This is a genomic window from Novosphingobium sp. DS6-6, assembly GCF_057784975.1.
On the sequence record NZ_JBYNTS010000001.1, the window covers coordinates 473,262 to 492,791 of the forward strand.

The 19,530-nt window shown below is 63.9% G+C and carries 15 protein-coding genes; 9 read left to right on the forward strand and 6 right to left on the reverse strand.

Features of this window, described 5'->3' with window-relative positions; genetic code table 11:
• Positions 1–90 precede the first annotated feature (90 nt).
• Positions 91–2,655: a DNA ligase D gene (gene ligD, locus AC3EDY_RS02155; protein ID WP_488570793.1), complete on the reverse strand. Its 2,565-nt coding sequence runs from the start codon at positions 2,653–2,655 to the stop codon at positions 91–93.
• A 3-nt stretch (positions 2,656–2,658) separates the two neighbouring features.
• The gene (gene ku, locus AC3EDY_RS02160; protein WP_488570794.1) at positions 2,659–3,537 is read right to left on the reverse strand and encodes a non-homologous end joining protein Ku; all 879 of its coding nucleotides are present in this window, start codon (positions 3,535–3,537) and stop codon (positions 2,659–2,661) included.
• A gap of 37 nt (positions 3,538–3,574) precedes the next feature.
• Between ku and AC3EDY_RS02165 the strand changes: the two genes are divergently transcribed.
• Positions 3,575–3,949, forward strand: a complete 375-nt coding sequence (locus tag AC3EDY_RS02165) for an SLC13 family permease (RefSeq protein ID WP_488570795.1) — start codon at positions 3,575–3,577, stop codon at positions 3,947–3,949.
• A gap of 131 nt (positions 3,950–4,080) precedes the next feature.
• Here the strand turns inward: AC3EDY_RS02165 and AC3EDY_RS02170 are convergent, their stop codons facing one another.
• Complete coding sequence (locus AC3EDY_RS02170) at positions 4,081–5,019, reverse strand: EamA family transporter (RefSeq protein ID WP_488570796.1); 939 nt, start codon at positions 5,017–5,019, stop codon at positions 4,081–4,083.
• Between the two features lie 86 nt (positions 5,020–5,105).
• On the opposite strand from AC3EDY_RS02170, the gene AC3EDY_RS02175 reads away from it, so the two are divergent.
• Positions 5,106–5,585 (forward strand): Lrp/AsnC family transcriptional regulator, encoded by a 480-nt coding sequence (locus AC3EDY_RS02175; RefSeq protein WP_488570797.1) that lies wholly within the window; start codon positions 5,106–5,108, stop codon positions 5,583–5,585.
• A 90-nt stretch (positions 5,586–5,675) separates the two neighbouring features.
• Here the strand turns inward: AC3EDY_RS02175 and AC3EDY_RS02180 are convergent, their stop codons facing one another.
• Positions 5,676–6,338 carry a glutathione S-transferase family protein gene (locus AC3EDY_RS02180; RefSeq protein WP_488570798.1) on the reverse strand — a complete coding sequence of 221 codons (663 nt, stop codon included), beginning with the start codon at positions 6,336–6,338 and terminating at the stop codon, positions 5,676–5,678.
• Between the two features lie 20 nt (positions 6,339–6,358).
• On the reverse strand, positions 6,359–8,695 hold the full coding sequence (locus AC3EDY_RS02185) for a TonB-dependent receptor (RefSeq protein WP_488570799.1): 2,337 nt from the start codon (positions 8,693–8,695) through the stop codon (positions 6,359–6,361).
• Between the two features lie 168 nt (positions 8,696–8,863).
• Between AC3EDY_RS02185 and AC3EDY_RS02190 the strand changes: the two genes are divergently transcribed.
• The 6 genes from AC3EDY_RS02190 to AC3EDY_RS02215 all read left to right on the forward strand — a co-directional run bounded on the left by AC3EDY_RS02190 (position 8,864) and on the right by AC3EDY_RS02215 (position 16,795).
• Positions 8,864–10,516: an FAD-dependent monooxygenase gene (locus AC3EDY_RS02190; RefSeq protein WP_488570800.1), complete on the forward strand. Its 1,653-nt coding sequence runs from the start codon at positions 8,864–8,866 to the stop codon at positions 10,514–10,516.
• Positions 10,517–11,287: a GntR family transcriptional regulator gene (locus AC3EDY_RS02195; RefSeq protein WP_488570801.1), complete on the forward strand. Its 771-nt coding sequence runs from the start codon at positions 10,517–10,519 to the stop codon at positions 11,285–11,287.
• A complete protein-coding gene (locus tag AC3EDY_RS02200) occupies positions 11,284–12,507 on the forward strand; it encodes an MFS transporter (protein WP_488570802.1) in 1,224 nt (407 codons plus the stop codon). The genes AC3EDY_RS02195 and AC3EDY_RS02200 overlap by 4 nt, the downstream gene beginning before the upstream one ends.
• Before the next feature lie 74 nt (positions 12,508–12,581).
• Positions 12,582–12,992: a DUF2946 family protein gene (locus AC3EDY_RS02205; RefSeq protein ID WP_488570803.1), complete on the forward strand. Its 411-nt coding sequence runs from the start codon at positions 12,582–12,584 to the stop codon at positions 12,990–12,992.
• Between the two features lie 96 nt (positions 12,993–13,088).
• Positions 13,089–15,383, forward strand: a complete 2,295-nt coding sequence (locus AC3EDY_RS02210; protein WP_488570804.1) for a TonB-dependent receptor — start codon at positions 13,089–13,091, stop codon at positions 15,381–15,383.
• Between the two features lie 2 nt (positions 15,384–15,385).
• Positions 15,386–16,795: a PepSY-associated TM helix domain-containing protein gene (locus AC3EDY_RS02215; RefSeq protein WP_488570805.1), complete on the forward strand. Its 1,410-nt coding sequence runs from the start codon at positions 15,386–15,388 to the stop codon at positions 16,793–16,795.
• Positions 16,796–16,826: 31 nt separating this feature from the next.
• Here AC3EDY_RS02215 and AC3EDY_RS02220 read toward each other — a convergent pair whose 3' ends face one another.
• The gene (locus tag AC3EDY_RS02220) at positions 16,827–17,903 is read right to left on the reverse strand and encodes a patatin-like phospholipase family protein (protein WP_488570806.1); all 1,077 of its coding nucleotides are present in this window, start codon (positions 17,901–17,903) and stop codon (positions 16,827–16,829) included.
• 173 nt (positions 17,904–18,076) lie between these two features.
• On the opposite strand from AC3EDY_RS02220, the gene AC3EDY_RS02225 reads away from it, so the two are divergent.
• Positions 18,077–19,429: a metal-dependent hydrolase family protein gene (locus AC3EDY_RS02225; protein WP_488570807.1), complete on the forward strand. Its 1,353-nt coding sequence runs from the start codon at positions 18,077–18,079 to the stop codon at positions 19,427–19,429.
• Positions 19,430–19,530: the final 101 nt, after the last annotated feature.

The following is a 19,530-nucleotide window of genomic DNA, read 5'->3' on the forward strand; positions in this document are numbered from 1 at the left end:
ATCGCTGCAACGCTTTGGATCGTTGCCGATACTGGCCCAGGTTTCAACGGGCCATGCGCAAAAAGGCGGATGCCTCAGTTCAGCCTGGTATCAGACGGATGGCAGCGTCTGCTGCGACACGCCCCACCCCGCCAGCCAGCGCTCGCCTGCGCGGGCGATCAGGCTTTGCGCATCGCCGATGGCATAGGGATGTGCGTTGTCGAAGCGGTCGATCTCGTCCCAGGCGATCGGTACGGCCACGGGCGCGCCATCACGCGCCCGGACACTGTAAGGTGCGATCGCCGTCGACCCGCGCTGGTTGCGCAGCCAGTCGATGAAAATCAGGCCCTTGCGCTTGGCCTTGCTCATCGTGGCGACAAAGCGGTCGGGTTGGGCAATGGCCAGGGCTTCGGCAAAGCGGCGCGCAAAGTCCTTGTGCTCGTCCCAGTCGTGGCCCGTTGCCAGGGGCACGATCACATGAATGCCCTTGCCCCCCGAAAGCAGCGGAAAGCTGACAAGGCCCAGGTCTGCCAGCCGGTCGCGAATGTCGCTGGCGGCGCGCTTGACTGTTTCGAAATCGAGTCCTTCATCCGGGTCGAGATCGAAGATCATGCGATCGGGTCGCTCCACCGCATCGGCACGCGCCCCCCAAGTGTGGAATTCGATCGCCCCCATCTGCACGCATTGCAGCAGGCCGGCTGCATCGGCAACGAACAGGTAGTCTTCGCTGCCGCCATCCTTTTCGCGGATCGGCACGTGATGCACATCGGGGCCAAAGCCACCCGCATCGTGCTTCTGGAAAAAGCAATGCTTGGCCCGCCCTTGCGGACAACGGACCACGCTGATCGGGCGCTTGCCGGCCCAGGGCAGCATCATATCGGCCATGGCCGCATAGTAATCGGCAAGATCGCCTTTGGTTTCGCCCGTCCCGGGAAAGATCACCCGGTCGCGGTTGGTGATCTCGATCGCCGGCGCCGCCTGGTTTCGGGCCGTTCGCGTGGGCAGGCTTTCGCGTGTCTCGGGCACGACGTCCGCGGCCGCCTTGTCGGCGCGCAGGCCCAGGAAGCTGCCGTGGCGCACGCGGCCATCGGCCGTGAATTCGGCAAATGCCACTTCGGCCACCAGCGCAGGTTCGATCCACGTGGCGCCGCGCGCTTCCGCCCGCGGCACCGCGACGGGCGCGGTCTTGCGCACCAGGGGCTTCATGCGATCGGCAAGGTCGTCAAACGTCTCTGCATCGAAGCCCGTGCCTACTTTGCCTTTATAAACAAGTGCATCCCCTTCCCGTTGGGCCAGCAGAAGCGATGCGAACGGCCGCGAGCGCGCGGCCGAACGAGTCCACCCGGCAATCACGAATTCCTGCCGGTTGGTGCATTTGACCTTGACCCAGGCCTTGTTACGCAAGCCACGATAAGGCGCATCGGCGCGCTTGCTGATAATCCCTTCCTGCCCCGAGGCGCACATCGCCTTGAACAGTTTTTCGCCGGCCCCAATCACGTGATCGGCAAAGCGCACCGGGGGCTGTGCGCCGTGCAGCAAGGAAGCCAGCCGTTCCTTCCGCTCGAGGTTCGACAGCTCTGTCAGATCCTCACCGTCCAAGGTGAGCAGATCGAATGCATGCAATTCAAGCAGATCGTCCGGGCCTTGCGAACCGTGCCCACGCCGCAACACGGCCTGCAAAGCGGAAAAGCCGGGATTGCCATCCGCGCCGTAAGCGACGATTTCGCCGTCGATCAGGCACGGAGGCAAGTTCAAATCCGCCAGTGCCGCCACCAGCGGCGTGAATTTTTCGGTCCAGTCGTGACCGTTGCGGGTGTATACTTTCACGGCCTTGCCGGCAGCCGCGACGAGCGCGCGATAGCCGTCGAACTTGAGCTCGTGGATCCAGCCGTTGCCCGCCGGAACGGCGTCAACCAAAGTCGCGAGCTGCGGAGGCTGGAAATCCGGCGGCTGCTGCTGGGCAGGCGCGCGCTTTGCGCGGCCGCGGCGCGCCTTGGGCGCCTGGGCGCTATCCATCTTGGCATTGTGCGCGGCGGCCTTGGCCATCTGGCTGTCAAACGCCTCGTCGTCGCGCCCGGCCAATGCGAAGGTGCCTTCGCGATCCGCCGCGATCTCGGCCATGGTGCGGCCGGTGAGGATGCTGGTCAACGCCTGCTCCACCAGGACGTCCCCGTTCTGGGCAAATGCATCGCCAACTTTGCGCAACAGCCAGTTCTCGCGCTTTTCGCCAGGGCGGGGCTTCATGCGCACGAGCAGCCACTCCCCCTTCATGCGCTCTCCCTGCAGCGTGAAATGCAGGTGGCCTTTCTCCAGATCATCGGCGGATTTGCCCGGAACGGGCGCCCATGTGCCGCGATCCCACAGCATCACCGTACCGCCGCCATATTCACCGGCCGGGATCGTCCCTTCGAACTGGGCATAGGCCAGCGGATGGTCTTCGGTGCGCACCGCCAGCCGCTTGTCCTCGGGATCAAGGCTTGGCCCCTTGGTGACGGCCCAGGATTCGAGAACGCCATCGGCTTCCAGGCGAACATCGAAATGCAGGCGCGTGGCGTCATGCTTTTGCACGATAAATGTGTTTCCGCCCTTCATTTTGCCGACTTTGCCCGAAGGCTCCGCCGTCCTGGCAAAGTCGCGCCTGCGGTTGTATTCGCCAAGAAGATCGCGCCGCGCCATCGTTCAGGCCGACTTGCGCGAGCGGGCGGGCGCGGCACGTTTGGCCGGCCTGCGCTTGGCCCGCCCCTCGGGCGCGGCCTTGCCGCCCCGGCTGCTTTCGCCGCCGACCGACTTCTTGAGCGCCGCCATGAGATCGATGACGTTGGTGCCTTTGAGGTCCGGTTCTTCCACGTCTTCGAGAATCTTGCGCCCCCGGCTTTTGGCCTTCCGCGCAACCAGCGCCTTGAGTGCTTCGACATAGCGGTCTTCGAACGCGTCGGCATCGAACGGCGCCGTCTTCTTGTCGATCAGTTCCGTGGCGAGATCGAGCAGTTCGGCATCGGGCCGGGTATCAGGGATATCCTTGAAATACGACTGCGCCCCACGCACCTCGTCGGCATAGCGCATCGTTTCCAGGATCAGGCCGCGGCCGCAGGGCTTGAGGCTGGCAAGCATTTCCCGGCCCCGCACGGAAAGCTGGCCCAGCCCGACCTTGCGCGTGCGCCGCAACGCTTCACGCAATACGATAAAGGCCTGGTCCGCCAGATCGTCCGCCGGCACGACGTAATAGGGCTTCTCGAAATAGAACACGTCGATTTCGTGTTGCTCCACGAATTGCACCAGTTCAAACGTCTTGCGGCTTTCGATCTTGACCGCCTCGATCTCGTCATCCTCAAGCAGGACGTAATCGCCCTTGGCGATCTCGTAGCCCTTGACGATGTCTTCATGATCGACAGGGCCAATGCCCTGCACCGTCTTTTCGTACGAGATCGGCTTGCCCGACGGCTCGTGAATCTGGCGGAAGCTGATCGAAGCGCCCGACTTGGTCGCAGGGTAGATTTCGACAGGGATGGAAACCAGTGCCAGCCGGATCTGGCCCTGCCAATATGCGCGTGCCGCCATTGCCGGGTCTCCTTTTCATGGGGGTTAGACTCCTGGCATGCCGCCTGGGTTCCGCGCGCGGCAAAGGCGTGCCCATGCCGGCGGGATGAACGTGGTAGGGGCGGTGCGCCAGAGCGGCAGCGGCAAGCGGGGGCTGGCGATCGTGCTGACGGCAGCGGGTCTGATCGTGAGCTCGGCACTGGGCTGGCCGTTGGGCTTGCCCGCAGCCCTGGCGGGGATTGTGGCGGCTGGGGGCGTGTCGGCGGCTACGCGGCGTTCGCCACTGGGTCTTTTCACCCGCGTGTCTTGGGGCGTGCTGCCGCTGGTGGCCGGGCTTTTCGTCCTGGTCGAAGCGCTCGACCGGACGGGCGGCGTTAGCGCCGTAGGGCGATGGCTCGGCCAGGCAGCGCAAAACCCGGCCACAGCGACGTGAGCTTTTCCGCATTTCTCAGGCTCGGCCTTGTCGCCATGCCGCCAGCCTTGGCCTTGTCGCTGCTTTGCCGGGTTCTGGCCGGCTGACGATGGGTTCACGAGCGCCGGTGAAGTCCGCCCAAGTCCACCCTGTCAGCAAGGCGTTCCGGTAAGGCTGTCGGGCAACTGTTCGTCCTGCGGCGGTTTCGGCTTGGGGCGATCGGATGACAGCACGGAGCCGGCCGAAGCGGCCATCACCAGCCCGACCGCAAGCCATTGCACGATGGTCAGGTGCTCGCCGAGCAGCACGGCACCGGCTATCGCACCCACCGCCGGTTCGACACTGAGGAGCACGCCGAGGCGGTTTGCGGGAATATGCTTCAAGGCCACGATTTCCAGCGAATAAGGCACGGCGCTCGACAGGACGGCCGTGACCAGGCCCATCAGCACGAATGCCGGCGTCAACAGCAGGGCGCCGGCCTGCCCGATGCCGATCGGCACGACGATCGCGGCGGCGGTCGCCATGCCGATCGCCACGGCCTGCCCACCCGGAATGTGCCCGGTACGCTTGCCCAGAACGATGTAAAGCCCCCAGAACGCTCCTGCCCCCAGCGCAAAGGCGAGGCCGACCGGATCAAGCGCGTGATCGGTATGACGCAGCGGCAGCAGGAGCGCGAGGCCAAGCGCAGCGAGGCCCACCATCGCGAAGTGCAAAGGGCGGCGCGAATAGAGCAGCGAAACCGTGAGAGGACCGAGAAATTCGATCGCGATCGCCAGGCCCAGGGGTATCGTTCGCAAGGCCATGTAAAAGCACAGGTTCATAAGGCCCATCGCCGCGCCGTAAGACATTGTGCGGAAAAGGTCAGACCCGGACAGCGGGCGGCGCCAGGGCCGGAACACCAGCAGCAGGATCAGTGCGGAAAAGCCGACCCGATAGGCCACGGTGCCCTGCGCACCGACCAGCGGAAACAGGTGCTTGCCGAAAGAAGTGCCGATACAGAACGACATGATCGATCCGCCAAGGGCCAGATAGGGGGTTGCGCTTTGGAGCAGAGAGGCCGGCACCGGCGTTGGAGATGATAGGCTTTCCATGCCCGCTCTTTAGACGCAAAGCCTGGACGAAGGCTGGCGAAATTCTCTATTTCGTGCCGGAAACCGTCATATGAACAGGCGAAACGATGAAAAACGTCGATCTGGACGAATTTGACCAGCGAATCATTGCCGTCGTGCGGCGCAACAATCTTGAGCCGGCGCGCGTCATCGCTCGAAAGATCGGCCTGTCGGAAAGTGCGGTTCTGCGACGGCTGCGCCGCTTGCGGGAAACCGGCGTCATCGTGGCGGATGTCTCGCTTATCGATCCCTTGCGCCTGTCGCAGGCGATCACGATTCACGTTCTGGTCGTGTTGAACCGGTCCGGCTTGCGTCTGGAACGCGCATTTGCGGAAAAACTGGCTGCGCGGCCCGAAGTGATCGGTGCGTGGAACGTGACAGGACGCATCGACTTCATGCTGACGGTGGTCGTACCCTCTGTCGAAGCCTATCAACGCTTTTCGGACGAGGTTCTCGCTGCTGATGAAAATGTCCGCACGTTCGAAACGCTGATCAGCCTGCGGGAGATCGTGCGGTTCGATCCGCTGCGGGCCGGAGAACCAGTCTGATCGTTGATTTGCCAGGCCGGTTTCACACCGGCCTGGCAAATCGATCCGAAAATTGAAATCGTGGTAGTACGGTTATCAGTGTTATGACGTTTACCTGAGCCCGGCCGTTTCCGAAAGATAGCGGGCCACGATCGGCGGCGGGAACTGCATCGGCTGGGCCTGGTCGGCCGCTTTCGGGCGTGCCAGGCAGGCGGCAAGCCATTGGCTCATCCCCGGCGTTGCCGAAAAATCGGTTCCGGCGGCAACGAGCGATCCCAGCACCGTCGCCATGTTCAGGTCGGCGACGGTAAAGCGGTCACCTACAAGCCACCCGGTCTTGGCAATGCTGCGCTCGATCGCGCCAAAGACCGGCGCGATCTGCTTGAGCGCTGCGTCTGTCAGTTCGCTGCGACGATGCTCGGGCGGCAGCGCCATGCGGTTGGCCACGACATGGATCGTGTGCGGCTCGACCGCGGAAGCGGCGCACAAGGCCCACTGTGCCACCTTGCCGTGTTCTTCGGCGGACTGCGGCCCGAATGCGCCGCCGTACTTGGCGGCAAGATAGTGATTGATCGCCAGCGATTCGGCCATGACGAAACCATCGTCGTCGATCGCCGGAAGCTGTCCCATCGGGTTGATCGACAGGAACGGCTCCCGCTTGTGTTCGCCCTGCATGAAATCGATATCGACCACTGTGTAATCGAGGCCGATTTCGCGCGCGCACCAGATCACCCGGCCGGCGCGCGACATCGGCGATCCATAAATGGTCAGCATGGCGTTCCCTTTCCTTTGCATCAGAAATCCGTCCGGGCCGAAATGCCCCACTGCCGTCCGCGCGCCGGGTATGAAGTCGCGGCGCCGTTGCCACCGACGGTGATCGCCTGGTTATAGCGCGTATCCGTCAGGTTGACGCCGAAGACCGAAACCGAAACCCGCGAGCTTTCCTTGGTCAGGGTCGCCCGCGCGTTGAGCAGGCCATAGGCTTTTTCGAGCGCTATCGCTTCATTGATTGGGCGCTGGTAGAAACTCGAACGATAGCTGTAATCGACGCGCAGGCTGGCTGACAGATCGTTGTTCAGTGGCAGATCGAGCTGGGCATTGGCGGCCCATGTCCATTCCGGAGTCTTTGCCAGCCGCATCCCGTTGCGGAAGCTGTCGGGGCGGGCCAGGATCTCGGCAGGCACGTCTTTCAGGCGGGCGTCGGTGTAACCGAGATTGAAACCCAGTGTCAGCGGATTGACCGGCTTGGCAAGAAGCTCCAGCTCGACCCCCTTGATCGTCGCCTTGCCGGCGTTGACCGCTTCCTGCTGGTTCTGGGTGTTCACGAACAGCAGCTGGATATCGGTGTAGTTGCTGATGAACCCGGTGAGGTTGAAGCGCAGCTTGCGATCGAACCATTCCGATTTCACGCCGGCTTCATAGTTCCACAGATATTCAGGATCGACCGTGGAAACCGTTGCCTGGCCGCTGGCGCGCCCGTTGAACGTGCCGCTCTTGAAGCCGCGCGAAGCCGAAGCATAGAAGAACAGGTCTCTTGACGCTTTGAAATCCAGACCGAAACGTGGCGTGAACGATGACCAGCTGTCGGTGAGCGTGGTAGGCGATACAGCGACGGATTGGCTGGCCAGGCGATCGGTGAAAGTGAAATATTTCTTCCGTTCGTAGGAATAGCGCACGCCCAGGGTCGCCCGCAATGCATCGGTGATGGAATAGTTGAACTGGCCGAACACGCCGGCATTATCGACGTTGATGCGCTGGCGGGTATAGAGCTCGACGTCGAGATTGCGATTAAGCGGGTTGCCCGCACAACCCGGCACCGAGATGTTGACCGAGCAGGGCACGCCGTTGGCTCTTACACTGCTTGCCTCCAGCGCGTCGTACCGCCCGGTGAAGACCCGGTTGAACGTGTCGGCCGTGGCCGTTTCATGGAAATAAAAGCCGCCCAGCACCCAGTCAAAGCGCGTGCCATCGTGGATGATCTGCACTTCCTGGCTGAACTGGTGCTGCTTCGTGCTGTCATCAAGCCGCGACACGTCGTTGATCACGCCGTCGTTGTCGCTGATGATGTGATAGCGCAGTTCCCGGTAGGCCGCGATCGATTTGATATCGGCCACGTCCCAGCCCGACCATGTCGCGGTGAACGACGTGCCCCAGGTGGTGTTGTCGTTGACGCTCGGTCCGGTGACCGAATTGACATAAGTATCCTTGGCGATCTGATTGGTCGACAGCTGCGGGAGCGATGGATCGAGATAGGGCCTGACGATATTGTTGTAGAGCCCTTGCGACGAATCGAACCCAGCCCGCGCGCCGGTGAAGGCGGCTGGTGCGCTGTTCTGGTTCTGCACGTACAGATCCCCGGCCGCCAGCAGTTCGAGCGTGTCAGAAGGCTTGAACAACAGTTGCGCGCGGAACGCGTGGTTGTTTTCGTTGCCGTAATCGATGTTGGTCTGGGTCGAGCGGCCATAGCCGTCGCGCCAGATGCCGCGCGTTGAGAAACGGAAGGCCGCCTTCTCGCCCAGCGGCAGATTGACCGCGCCGGAATATTCCCGCCAATAGGCACTGCCCAGCGTCGCCTGGGCAAAGCCCGAAACGCCATCGGTCGAAGGCTTCCGGCTGATCACGTTGATCGCGCCGCCGATAGTGTTGCGCCCGAACAAGTCGCCCTGCGGGCCGCGCAGCACTTCCACCCGTTCAAGATCGTTCAGCGCCAGGACCCCGGCGGTCGTGCGGCCGAGATAGACGCCATCGGCATAGATGCCGACGCCCGGATCGGACGTGACCAGGTAATCCTGCTGGCCCACGCCGCGGATGAAGACCTGGGCCGATGACCCGCCGCCCGGTTCCGATGCGGAATTGAACGTGAGGTTCGGCACCGAGGCGGCAACGCCGCTGAGATCGGTCATCGAGCGGGCTGTAAGGTCGTTGCCGGAAAGCGCGGTTATCGCGATCGGCGTCTGTTGCACGCTTTCCGACGTCTTGCGCGCGGTCACCACGATATCGGCAACGCCGCCCTGATCGACGGCAGCTCCGGCCGCATCGCTTTGACCTGTGGCGCCTTGATTCGCATTCGCTGTCTGGCTCAAGGCCGCGTGTGGCAGAACCAGTGCACCCGCAGCGCCAGACAGCAACATGGTGCGCAGAACCTTCGATCCGCCGCACGCATGCAATTTTGCCAAATTGGCCATCCCCCATTCCTCTCCGATTGTCCTACAAAATCACAAGATGATTTACTCTTGTTATCTCGTAGATTATTTGCTCTGGTTATCTTGTCAATAGATGTCGGGAAAGGTATCCGCGGCATGCAGTTCATGGGAGGGATCGAGTTGGACTGGATCAAGCAAGACGGGGCCGGAAATCTGCACGTTCCCGTGCTTATTATCGGAGCCGGGCCGATCGGCATGCTCGGGTCGATCCTGCTGTCGAAGATGCATATCCCGAGCCTGGTCATCGATCGCCGGGCCGGTGTGGCGAATCACCCCAAGGCGCGCGGGTTCAACGTCCGCACGATGGAAATCTTCCGGGAATGCGGTATCGAGCCGTTGGTCCGGGCATCGCAGCCCCCCCCCGATCGCGTGCGGAATTTTGCCATCGGGCGTTCGCTCGCAGATCCGGCGCTGAAACTCCACCCGTTCCAGATCGGCGATCTCGAACCCACCGCGCATTCTCCCTGTACCGGCACCGTCGGCAGCCAGGATGGGCTCGAAATCGCGCTGCTGCATGCCGCGCGCCAGCAGGCGCGCACCGCCATTTGGCATGGATGCGAGGCAACGGCCATCGAACAGACGGGCGAGGCGGTCACGGTGACGATCACCGACGCCTCCGGGCAGGAGCAGCGCATCACTGCCAGCTATGTCATCGCCGCGGACGGGGCCCGCAGCCCGACGCGCGAGCGGCTGGGCATCAGTTTCGAAGGCAGCGCAGCCATCGCACACAATCTCAACGTCATGTTCGAGGCAGACCTGGCCGAACGGATGGCAGCCCTTTCGACTGTGTTCGTCATCACCCAGGATAACGATGGCGGGACGCTGCCCGCCGCGCTTTCGGGCGTTCCCACGTGGCGCAATGCGAACGAATGGACCTATAACTTCCAGATTCCGGCAAGCGAGGCCGACGCGGCGGCGCGTAACGAGGAAGCCTGCCGCAAACGGGTTTCCCGCGCGATCGGAAACGACGCGCTGCCGGTGCGGATCACCGGCATTTCGCCCTGGCAGACCTCTGCCCTGGTGGCCGGCCGCTGGCGTGAGGGCCGGGTATTCCTGGCGGGGGATGCGGCCCACCTGATGCCGCCGGCGGGCGGCCTGGGGCTTAATACCGGGGTGATGGACATTCACAACCTGGCCTGGCGCATTGCCCACATCCTGCACGGGATCGGCGGCCAGGCCCTGCTCGACGATTATGAGCTGGAACGCAAAGCGGCCTCTGGCGAAATCGTCGACGTGGCGGTGGGCAACCTGGCCTCCAGCGCCGGGGGGCGCGGCCCGACGGGCATCTGGAACGGGCCGCACCATGGCACGGTGCTGGGCTTCCGCTATCGCGTGGGTTCCTTTCTGGCCGAACCCGACGCGGCTTGGCCGGGGCCGGGCAAGGAATACCGTCCCGATGGCAGGCCCGGAACGCGCGCGCCCCACGCCTGGATCGATCGGCGGCTCGGGCTGTCCCTGCTCGATCTGACCGGGCGGCGTTATCTGCTGGTCTGCGGAGAAGAGGCGCACGCCTGGCGCAGCGCGGGGCAAGCGAGCGCCATGGCTCGATCAGGCTGGCTCGCGGTGCACCAGGCGGGTGGCGAGCTTGTCGCCGGCGATTGGCGCAACCTCTATGGTGTGGACGCAACGGGCGCCGTCCTGATAAGGCCGGATGGCATTATTGCCTGGCGTTCCCGCGGTGAAAGCGACGCTGCTTCAGCGACCCTTGCCGCCGTGCTGCGCCGCCTGCTCAGAACGGACATTACCTGAATGGCCACCACCCCGCACAACCAGATCACCACCGGACCACGCGGGGCGAACGGCAAAGGCAAGCCGGCGCGCGATGCCAAGGCCACCCTTGCCACCGCCTCGGCCACGATGTCGGTGGCCGAGGCCATCCGCCGCAGCCTGCGCGAAGGTTATTACGTGCCGGGTCAGCGCCTTCTGGAAGGCGATCTTGCGGCCCAGTTCGGGTGCAGCAAGGGCCCGGTGCGGGAAGCGCTGTATCTGCTGGCAGGCGAAGGGCTGTTGCGTATCCTGCCCCATCGCGGGGCGGTGGTCAGGCGGCTGACCCGCCGCGAAATGCTCGACAGCTATCGGCTGCTCGAACTTCTCGACGGGCTGACCGTGCGCCTTGCAGCGGAAAACATCGGCCGCAGCGACAATCGCGCCCGGCTTGAGGCGCTGGTGACCGCGCTGAACGAACCACACATCAGCCAATTGCCGCAACGCTATCTGGAACTGAAAAGCGCATTCCAGGCGCTGCTGCTGGACATATGCGGCAACGCCCAGCTTGCCCACGTGGTGCAGCAGCAACGATCGATCTTGCTGCCCCTGCAATTGCGCGGGTTCCTCAACATGACCAATCTCGGCACGCTTAACGCGCATTACGAGCGCATCATGCAGGCCGTGCTGGCAGGAGAGGCCGCAACCGCAGAACGGGAAATGCAGCGCTATATCGGTATGCTTTCGGAACTGGTGGCCACGCTTCCCGACGAATGCTTTGCCCACGCCCCGCCCGAGGAGCAATCACCACAATGACCGAAATGACGACGACCCAGGAATTGAAGCGTGGGTGGCGGATTACGGCTTCGGGCCTGATCGTCATGGCAACGGGGTTGCAGCTTTACAGCTACGTCCAAAGTCTGTTCATCCAGCCCCTGCAAGCCGAATTCGGCTGGTCGCGGGGCGAGATCGCGCGGTCGATGGCGGCGCTGGTGCTGAGCGCGTTGCTGCTGCCTTTCATCGGCCGGCTGATAGACCGTCATGGCGCCAAGCGGGCAATGCTGGTGTCGTTGGTACTGATCGCCGGCGCCTATGTCGGGCTTTCCCGGGTCGGGCCTCAGATCTGGACGTTCTACGCGATGTACGGCGCGCTGGTTGTGGTGGGAGCCGGCACCACGGCGGTTGCGGTGACGCGCCCCGTCGTCAACTGGTTCGACAAGGCGCGCGGACTGGCGCTGGGCGTGGTGCTGACCGGCGTTTCGCTCAGCGCGATGATCATGCCGCCGCTGCTGACCGTCGTTATCGAAAGCCATGGCTGGCGCGCGGCCTACCTGGTGATGGCGGCGCTGCCGCTGTTCATCGGCCTGCCGGCGACGTGGTTCTGGATGAAGGAGTTTCCCGAGGGACGCGAACGCCATGACGGCGCCGGGCTCCCGCTTCCTGGCGTGACGCTGGCACAGGCCTTGCGCCAGCCCCGGCTGTGGTTGCTGGTAGCGGTCGTGGTCTGCGTCACCATCGGCGCCGTGGGCCTTGTTTCGCAATTGCAGCCCCTGCTGGTCGACAAGGGCTTCAGCCGGGCGGATGCCGCCTTGCTGCTTACCATCTTTGCCGCTTGCGTGCTGACAGGCCGTCTTGTCGTCGGCATCCTGATCGACCGGTTCTGGGCGCCCGGCGTTGCGGCGGCCGTGTTTCTGGTATCGTCGACAGGACTGTTCGCACTCACCACCGATCACCTGGGCTTTTCCGCTGTGGCGGCGTGCATTGCCCTGATCGGCCTGGTCCAGGGTGCCGAGATCGATCTGATGGCCTTCCTTGTCGCGCGGTATTTCGGGCTGCGGGCCTTTTCCTCGATCTATGGCACGGTGACGATCTTCTTCGCGCTGACCATTGCCGTCAGCGGCTTGACCATGGGTGCGCTCTACGATCGGTTCGGCAATTACAACGTCGCCCTGACGGCGGCTGGCTGCGGCCTGGTGATCGCCAGCCTGCTGTTGCCGTTCCTGGGCCGGTATCCCGATCTGAAAACGCCGGGCTGATTTGCCGGACGGTGCCGCCGGCCGCTTTCGAAGTAGATGACAATCGGCTGCTCACGGGCTAAGCGGGCATGCTCATGACGCCGCTTCGCGCCTTTATCCGCGATCATCGCACGCTTGCCGGCATTCTCTTCGGTCTGGTCTTGTTGATGAAAGTGCTGGTGCCCGCCGGCTACATGCCCGGCATGCAAGGGCGCATCCTGACGATCGAGATCTGTTCCGACGCGTCCGGCCTCCATTTCACCAAACAAGTCGTCATTCCGGCCGATGGCAAGGCAGCCAGGGACAAGGCCGAACACGCCAAGGGTGAAACGACCTGCCCGTTTTCGACCCTGGCGATGGGCACGATCGGGAACGCCGATCCGGCAGTCTTGCTATCGGCTCTTGCGTTCATCCTGTTGCTTGGTTTCCTGCCGCTGGTCCTGCCACCACGGGAACGCCCGGCTTTTCTGCAACCGCCACTGCGCGGCCCCCCGGCAAGCGTCTGACATAGCGACCCGTCGCGGCGCCTGAGGCGTCGCGCATTTCGTCTGCCCATCCGCGCGCATCGCGTGCCGGGGGCGTCTGACCGGACATCCATTGCCATGAAAACTTCGGCGATCACGCTCAGCCTGGGCCTTTGCCTTGCCCGTCCTGCGCTTGCACAGGAAGCTGCCGCGCCCCGTACCGACACTACGGAAAACTCCATCCTCGTGGTCGGCCAGAAAGACGCCCCGATCAGGATCGCCCCGCGCGGTCTGGCGGTCAGCCTGGGCGCCGAGCAATTCAGCGGTGTCAACGCATTCAATACCGAAGACCTGATCAAATACGCGCCCGATTTCTTCGTGCGCAAGCGCTATGCCGGCGACAGCAACGGCGTGCCCGGCTTCCGCGGCACGCATTCGACCCAGAGCGCCCGCACCCTGGTCATGGTCGATGGCTTCGTGGTTTCCAATTTCCTGGGCAACTCTTTCAATTTCGCGCCCAAGTGGGGGGTGGTCGGGCCTGGCGAAGTGGAGCAGTTCGATATCGTCTATGGCCCCTATAGCGCGCGTTATGTTGGCAACTCCATGGGCGGGATCGTCAACATCACCACCCGCGAGCCGCGCAAGACCGAAGCGTTCGCGACGATCCAGGGCTTTGTGCAACCTTATCGGCAATTCGCCACGCGCGATGATTATCATGGCTTTTCCGGCGAAGCCGGTGTTGGCTGGAAGCAGCCGGACGGCCCGTTGTCGCTGCGGCTGACCGGCCGCTATTTCCGCAACGACGGGCAGCCGATGACGTTTCTGGGCCTTACCCCGGTGAGCGGCACCAGCAACAAAACGGTAACCGGCGCTGTTGTCGACCCCGAACAGGTCCGCGCCACCGCTGCCGGCACCGGCATCCCCGGCGCGCCGGGCAGTGCCAGCAATCCCTATTTCGCGGCCCAATCGCCTGCCGAGATCACCCAGGAACAGGCGAAACTCAAGCTCGGTTACGACGATGGCGCGATCAATGGCCAGTTCCTGTTCGCCTATTGGCATAATGAAGACAGCCAGACCCGCCCCGACTGCTATCTTCGCGATGCTTCGGGCAGCCCGGTGTGCGAAGGCCGGGTCACGATCGGCACGCAGACCTACACCGCGTCCGGCGCCAACTATGCCAAGGTGCTGCGTGACGAGTTCCTGGCCGGCCTCAAGCTGTCCGCCCCGCTCGGTAATGGGACGGTGGCCCACGTGGCCGTTTCGACCTATCAGATTGCGCGCGCCGACACGTTCACGTCGAACGGGTATGAGAACGGCCGGACCGGCGGCAGCGGCACCTTGGCCAGCCAGGGTCCGACAGGTTGGTGGACAGGCGATCTCACCATCGAGAACAAGACGGCGGCACGCGAACTCTCGTTCGGACTGACGGCCAACCGCTATGCGACCGACCTGACCCGTTTCAACCTGCCGGGCTGGACCAGCAGAGCCGGCCAGGTCTTTGCCAACCGGACATTCGGCAAGACCCGGCAACTATCGGCATGGGGCGAAGCACGCGTTCTGCTGGCTGCCTTCACGCTCACGCTGGGCACGCGGTATGATAACTGGCGCGCCTATGGTGGCGGATTGCTGCCGCGGCCCGGCGCCTATCCCAGCCGTAGCGCCGATGCCGTGAGCCCGAGCCTGTCGGCCGAATATCGCCTGGCGGGGGGCACCAAAGTCCAGCTCAGCCTGGCCATGGCAACCCGCTTTCCCACCGTGGGCGAACTGTTCCAGGGCAGCCTCAATGGCGATGGCAGTTTCAACGCGGAAAGTTTCGATCCGAATCTCAGGCCCGAACGCAGCAAGGATGCCAACCTGTTGCTGGCGCACGACTTCGGCTGGATCAAGCTGACCGGCTCGGCATTCTATCAGCGGGTCGACAATACGATCTTTTCGTTCGTGGGGTTCAACCAGAACGGCGTGACCACATCGAACTTCAAGAACATCGATCTTACCCGCCAGTTCGGTTTCGAAGCGATTGCCGAGACGCATGACTGGCCCGTGCCGCAGATGAACATCGACGCAAACCTTGCCTACATCGATTCCAGAACGCTGCGGAACAGCGCCAACGCGGCGGCCGAAGGCGTGCAGTTTCCCCGCATCCCTCGCTGGCGGGTCAACGCCAACCTGCGCTATGCCTTCACCGGCCGTTTCGACGGCTCGCTCGGCATGCGTTATGCAAGCCGCCCGAATACCGATCTGTTCGGTCGGCAGCGGGGCGATACCTTCGGCTTCACCTCGGAACTGTTTGCGCTCGATGCCCGGTTCAACTGGAACATGAGCGAATACTCCCGCCTGTCGGCCGGGGTGGACAACCTGACCAACGACCGCGCCTGGGTATTCCACCCCTATCCCCAGCGTACCTTTCTGATCGAAGCCGGCTGGAGGATGTAACGATGGAACGGACCTCTTTTTATCGTGCGATCTGGCGTTGGCATTTCTATGCCGGCCTGTTCGTCGTGCCGATGGTGCTGGTGCTTGCCCTCACCGGCGCGGCCTATCTGTTCAAACCGCAAATCGACCGCTGGGAAGAGCGCCACTTCCGCGACTTGCCGACCGCCGGCGCCGTGATACCCGACGATCAGGTCAAGGCCGCGCTGGCGGCCTGGCCCGGGGCCCGGTTCCACAGTTATCGCGTGCCCGAAACGGAAGGCGATGCGGCGCTGGTCCATCTTGCCCTTGCCGGGCCATCGGGCGCGATGCGCGACGTGTTCGTTTCGCCCCAGGGCAGGGTCGTCGGATCGCTCGACCCGGCGTGGCGGATCATGCAGGTGGTGCACGATATCCATGGCCAGCTGCTGCTGGGCCGCCGCGGTAGCTGGCTGGTCGAACTGGCGGCAAGCTGGGCCATCGTCATGATTGCCACCGGGCTCTGTCTGTGGTGGCCGGCGGGGCGTGGCCTGGCCGGCGTCGTCTGGCCGCGTCTTGCTGCGGGCGGGCGTCTGTTCTGGCGCGATCTCCATGCCGTGACCGGTTTCTGGGTATCGGGCCTGGCCATGGTCCTGCTGGTGACCGGCCTGCCCTGGGCAGACGTATGGGGCAGCGCGTTCAAGGCGATGCGTGGCGAGATGGGCTGGGTCAAAGGCACAGCAGACTGGACCATCGGCGGGCAGCCCGCCGGTGACGACGAGCACGCCGAACACGATCACGCCGCCATGGGGGCAAGCGCTGCACCCTTGGGCACCATGCCGCATGTCATGCCCGACGGCACCGTCATGACGATGCCGATGACGATGACCGCAGTTTCGCTTACCCGCATCGTGGCCGAAGCCAGAAGCGAGCACCTGCCCTTCCCCGTGATCGTGGCCCCGCCGGGAGCGCCACGGCCCTTCGGGGGCAAGGCTTCGTCAGACTGGTCGGTCCGCTCCGACACGCAGAATCGGCCCCGGCGCGTTACGCTGACGTATGATCCGATAACCGGCCGGCAGACCTCGCGCGAAAGCTTTGCCGACAAGCACGTCATCGATCGCGTGATCGGCTACGGCGTTGCCTGGCACGAAGGGCAGCTGTTCGGCCTTGCGAACCAGTTGATCGGGGTGGCGACGGCGCTGATGCTCGTTACCCTTTCCGCATCGGGATTCATCATGTGGCGGCGCCGCAAGCCGGCGGGCCGCCTGGGCGCACCGCCACGGGCGGCAAGCCCGGCAAGGCGCAAAGGCGCAGTCGTGCTGATATTGGCACTATCGGCATTTCTGCCGCTGCTTGGCGCCTCGCTTGTTGCTGTCTGGCTGGCCGAAAGCCTGGTGTTCGCCCGCAATGACAGGCTTGCCCGGTGGCTTGGGCTGAACGAAGCCATGCGCGCATGATGCCACGCCCGACCCGCCGCCGCAGCGAGGGCTAGCCCGCGATCACGCCGAGAGGAACAGGCTCGAGCCGCCAATCGACCAGGCCGTACTCGGGTTCCCCGATCAGGTTCTTGGCCGCATAGACGTTGCAGCCCGGCTGGCCGATGGCGATGCGCCCGCTGCCGATATCCTGCAAGGCCCGCTCCATCGCGGTGAACCCCGCCTGCCATCGCGCGCCGATCGTTCTGGCCGAAAAGTCGAATGCCTTGCCGCTTACTTCCTGGCTCTGGTCGGTATAGGATATGTAGATGACGGTGAGGGGCGCGAATGGTGCCGACCGTGCCCTTTCCCGGAAGATGGCCTGCCAGCCGGCGATGGTCCGCCGGCTTTGCGTCGCAAATATCAGATCCTGCGCGCGGGACGCCGCATCGCCGAGGCCGACGGGCCTGGTGCCGCGCAACGACAAGAGATCGATGGCGATGCAAACCAGAGGCTGATCGTCGTGACCAGAAAGTATGGTGTCGAGGGGCAGGTTGGCCGAGATACCTGCATCGCCAAACAGGCGGCCGGCGATTTCCACCGGCGGGAAAGCCGGAAACAGTGCCGCACTCGCGCGCAGATGGATGGCGTGAACCTGCTGGTGAAGCGTATCGAAAGCGACATCTTCCCCTGTTTCGACATCCGCTGCCGTGGCGACGAAGCGCGTCTCTCCGTCGTTCAGTTTTTCCAGATCGACCAGGCGCGCCAGCGTATCGCAAAGGGCGGACGTTTCGAACAAGGCGGGCCGATCATCGCGTACGAAATGATCCCAGGGCGCGCGCGGCGTAAAAATGCCCTCCCGCCCCAACAACAGCGTGGTCAGGACCGCGCGTGTCCGCCGGGTGTGCTCCAGCCAGTCCCAGCCGGTTTCCGGAAGTCCGGGTCGCCACAGTTCCCGAAGCCGGGCGACCCTGTGGTCGGCCCGATTGCCGCAGATTACCGCGCCGTTGATCGCCCCGGCCGAGGCCCCGGCGACCTGGTCGGCCTTGAGACCGGCCTGCTGGAAAGCATCGAAAGCTCCGGCCTGAAAGGCACCCAGCGCGTTTCCCCCGCTAAGAGCAAGAGCGATCTTGGACGTATCGAGCATCATTGGCGCAATCCCGGTCGTTATCGCTAGGGCAACGCCTGCCGGATGGGGCCGTTCCACGGCCGGGGCGCCAAAACCGCCGCGGCTCGACCGGAATGCAGCCTTGTATCGCGGTCGGGAACGCGTAAGTTGCGACCACGCGGCGAAGCCGTCAAACGCCGAATAAGGGGCCGGCGATGTTGCAAGGAATCTTTCGGCGGACAATCTCGGGCCTGGTCTGGGCGTTGCTTGCCACGTGGGCGATGCTGTCGCCCGGCGCGCATGCCAGGGAGATCGTCATTCATGCGGGCCGCCTGATCGACGGCCGGTCTGACGACGTGCGGTCCAACGTTACGATCATGATCAAGAATGATCGGATCACGGCGGTGACTTCCGGCTTCCAGCGTCCGGACGGGGCGGAGGTCATCGATCTTTCCAGACAGACCGTCATGCCCGGCATGATCGACGTGCATGTCCATCTGCTCATGAGCTATCACCCCGGTGATCCGGTACGATCGCTGGTCACGCACGGCATATATGACGAACTCCTTGGCGCAACGCGCCAGGCCCGCGCGATGTTGATGGCAGGGTTCACCAGCGCCCGCGACGTGGGAAGCGTGGACGCGGCATCGGCAGTCGCACTCAAGCGCGCGATTGCCGAGGGCACGATTCCCGGCCCCAGGCTGTGGGTCGCAGGCCCGATGCTTGGCCCGACGGCCGGGCACGGCGATCTTTTCACGGGTCTGGACCCGCAGATTACGAATCCCGCCTGGTCCCAAGGCCTGATCGACGGGGCCGAAGATGCCCGCAGGCGAGTAAGATTGTTCAAGCGGCTGGGCATCGATCTCATCAAGATCTCGCCCTCGGGTGGCGTCATGTCCGTGGGAGATGACCCGCAAGCCACCTTGATGACGGATGACGAGATACGCGCGGTTGTCGAAACGGCCCATGCGCTCGGAATGAAAGTTGCTGCCCATGCCCACGGCAAGGCCGCGATTGATCGCGCCGTCAGGCTTGGCGTCGACTCGATCGAGCACGGCAGCTTTGCCGATGCCGAAAGTTATCGCCTGCTGGCGCAGCATGGCGTCTATCTGGTACCGACGCTGATGGTCGCATCCCGGCTGATGGAACGCGCGCGGACCGACCCCGGCAGCCTGGGGCCGGGCATGGCAGAAAAGATGCTCGCCGTAGGGCCGCAGATGGCACAGAAAGTGCCCGTGGCCTATGCCGCCGGCGTGAAGATCGCCGCGGGTACGGACATCTATGGGTTCGATGGTTATGGCGAGAACGCCGAAGAGCTTGAACTGCTGGTTCGGTCAGGCCTGCCCCCGATGCGGGCCATCCAGGCGGCAACCGGCGTCGCTGCCGATCTGCTCGGGCCGGCAAGTGGCGTGGGGGTGATCGAGGCTGGTCGCTATGCCGATGTGATCGCCCTTGACGAAGATCCGCTGGCACGCATCGCGTCGCTGCGGTCGGTATGCTTTGTCATGCAAGGCGGGAAAATCGTGAAAAGCGGCCTTGCCGCGAACGGACGCTGCATTACAGGCTGATCCCTCCATCCGGTCTGGCGCGCGCGATCGGGGCAACCTGGCCGTTGCGCGTTGCAGCGGAACGTATGATGAACGCTCAACGGCCTTTTCTCCATGACGAC

Excerpts from the sequence above, each read along its gene's own strand:
- ligD (WP_488570793.1), bottom strand. The coding sequence starts at position 2,655 with ATGGCGCGGCGCGATCTTCTTGGCGAATACAACCGCAGGCGCGACTTT.
- ku (WP_488570794.1), bottom strand. The coding sequence starts at position 3,537 with ATGGCGGCACGCGCATATTGGCAGGGCCAGATCCGGCTGGCACTGGTT.
- AC3EDY_RS02165 (WP_488570795.1), top strand. The coding sequence starts at position 3,575 with ATGCCGCCTGGGTTCCGCGCGCGGCAAAGGCGTGCCCATGCCGGCGGG.
- AC3EDY_RS02170 (WP_488570796.1), bottom strand. The coding sequence starts at position 5,019 with ATGGAAAGCCTATCATCTCCAACGCCGGTGCCGGCCTCTCTGCTCCAA.
- AC3EDY_RS02175 (WP_488570797.1), top strand. The coding sequence starts at position 5,106 with ATGAAAAACGTCGATCTGGACGAATTTGACCAGCGAATCATTGCCGTC.
- AC3EDY_RS02180 (WP_488570798.1), bottom strand. The coding sequence starts at position 6,338 with ATGCTGACCATTTATGGATCGCCGATGTCGCGCGCCGGCCGGGTGATC.
- AC3EDY_RS02185 (WP_488570799.1), bottom strand. The coding sequence starts at position 8,695 with ATGTTGCTGTCTGGCGCTGCGGGTGCACTGGTTCTGCCACACGCGGCC.
- AC3EDY_RS02190 (WP_488570800.1), top strand. The coding sequence starts at position 8,864 with ATGCAGTTCATGGGAGGGATCGAGTTGGACTGGATCAAGCAAGACGGG.
- AC3EDY_RS02195 (WP_488570801.1), top strand. The coding sequence starts at position 10,517 with ATGGCCACCACCCCGCACAACCAGATCACCACCGGACCACGCGGGGCG.
- AC3EDY_RS02200 (WP_488570802.1), top strand. The coding sequence starts at position 11,284 with ATGACCGAAATGACGACGACCCAGGAATTGAAGCGTGGGTGGCGGATT.
- AC3EDY_RS02205 (WP_488570803.1), top strand. The coding sequence starts at position 12,582 with ATGACGCCGCTTCGCGCCTTTATCCGCGATCATCGCACGCTTGCCGGC.
- AC3EDY_RS02210 (WP_488570804.1), top strand. The coding sequence starts at position 13,089 with ATGAAAACTTCGGCGATCACGCTCAGCCTGGGCCTTTGCCTTGCCCGT.
- AC3EDY_RS02215 (WP_488570805.1), top strand. The coding sequence starts at position 15,386 with ATGGAACGGACCTCTTTTTATCGTGCGATCTGGCGTTGGCATTTCTAT.
- AC3EDY_RS02220 (WP_488570806.1), bottom strand. The coding sequence starts at position 17,903 with ATGATGCTCGATACGTCCAAGATCGCTCTTGCTCTTAGCGGGGGAAAC.
- AC3EDY_RS02225 (WP_488570807.1), top strand. The coding sequence starts at position 18,077 with ATGTTGCAAGGAATCTTTCGGCGGACAATCTCGGGCCTGGTCTGGGCG.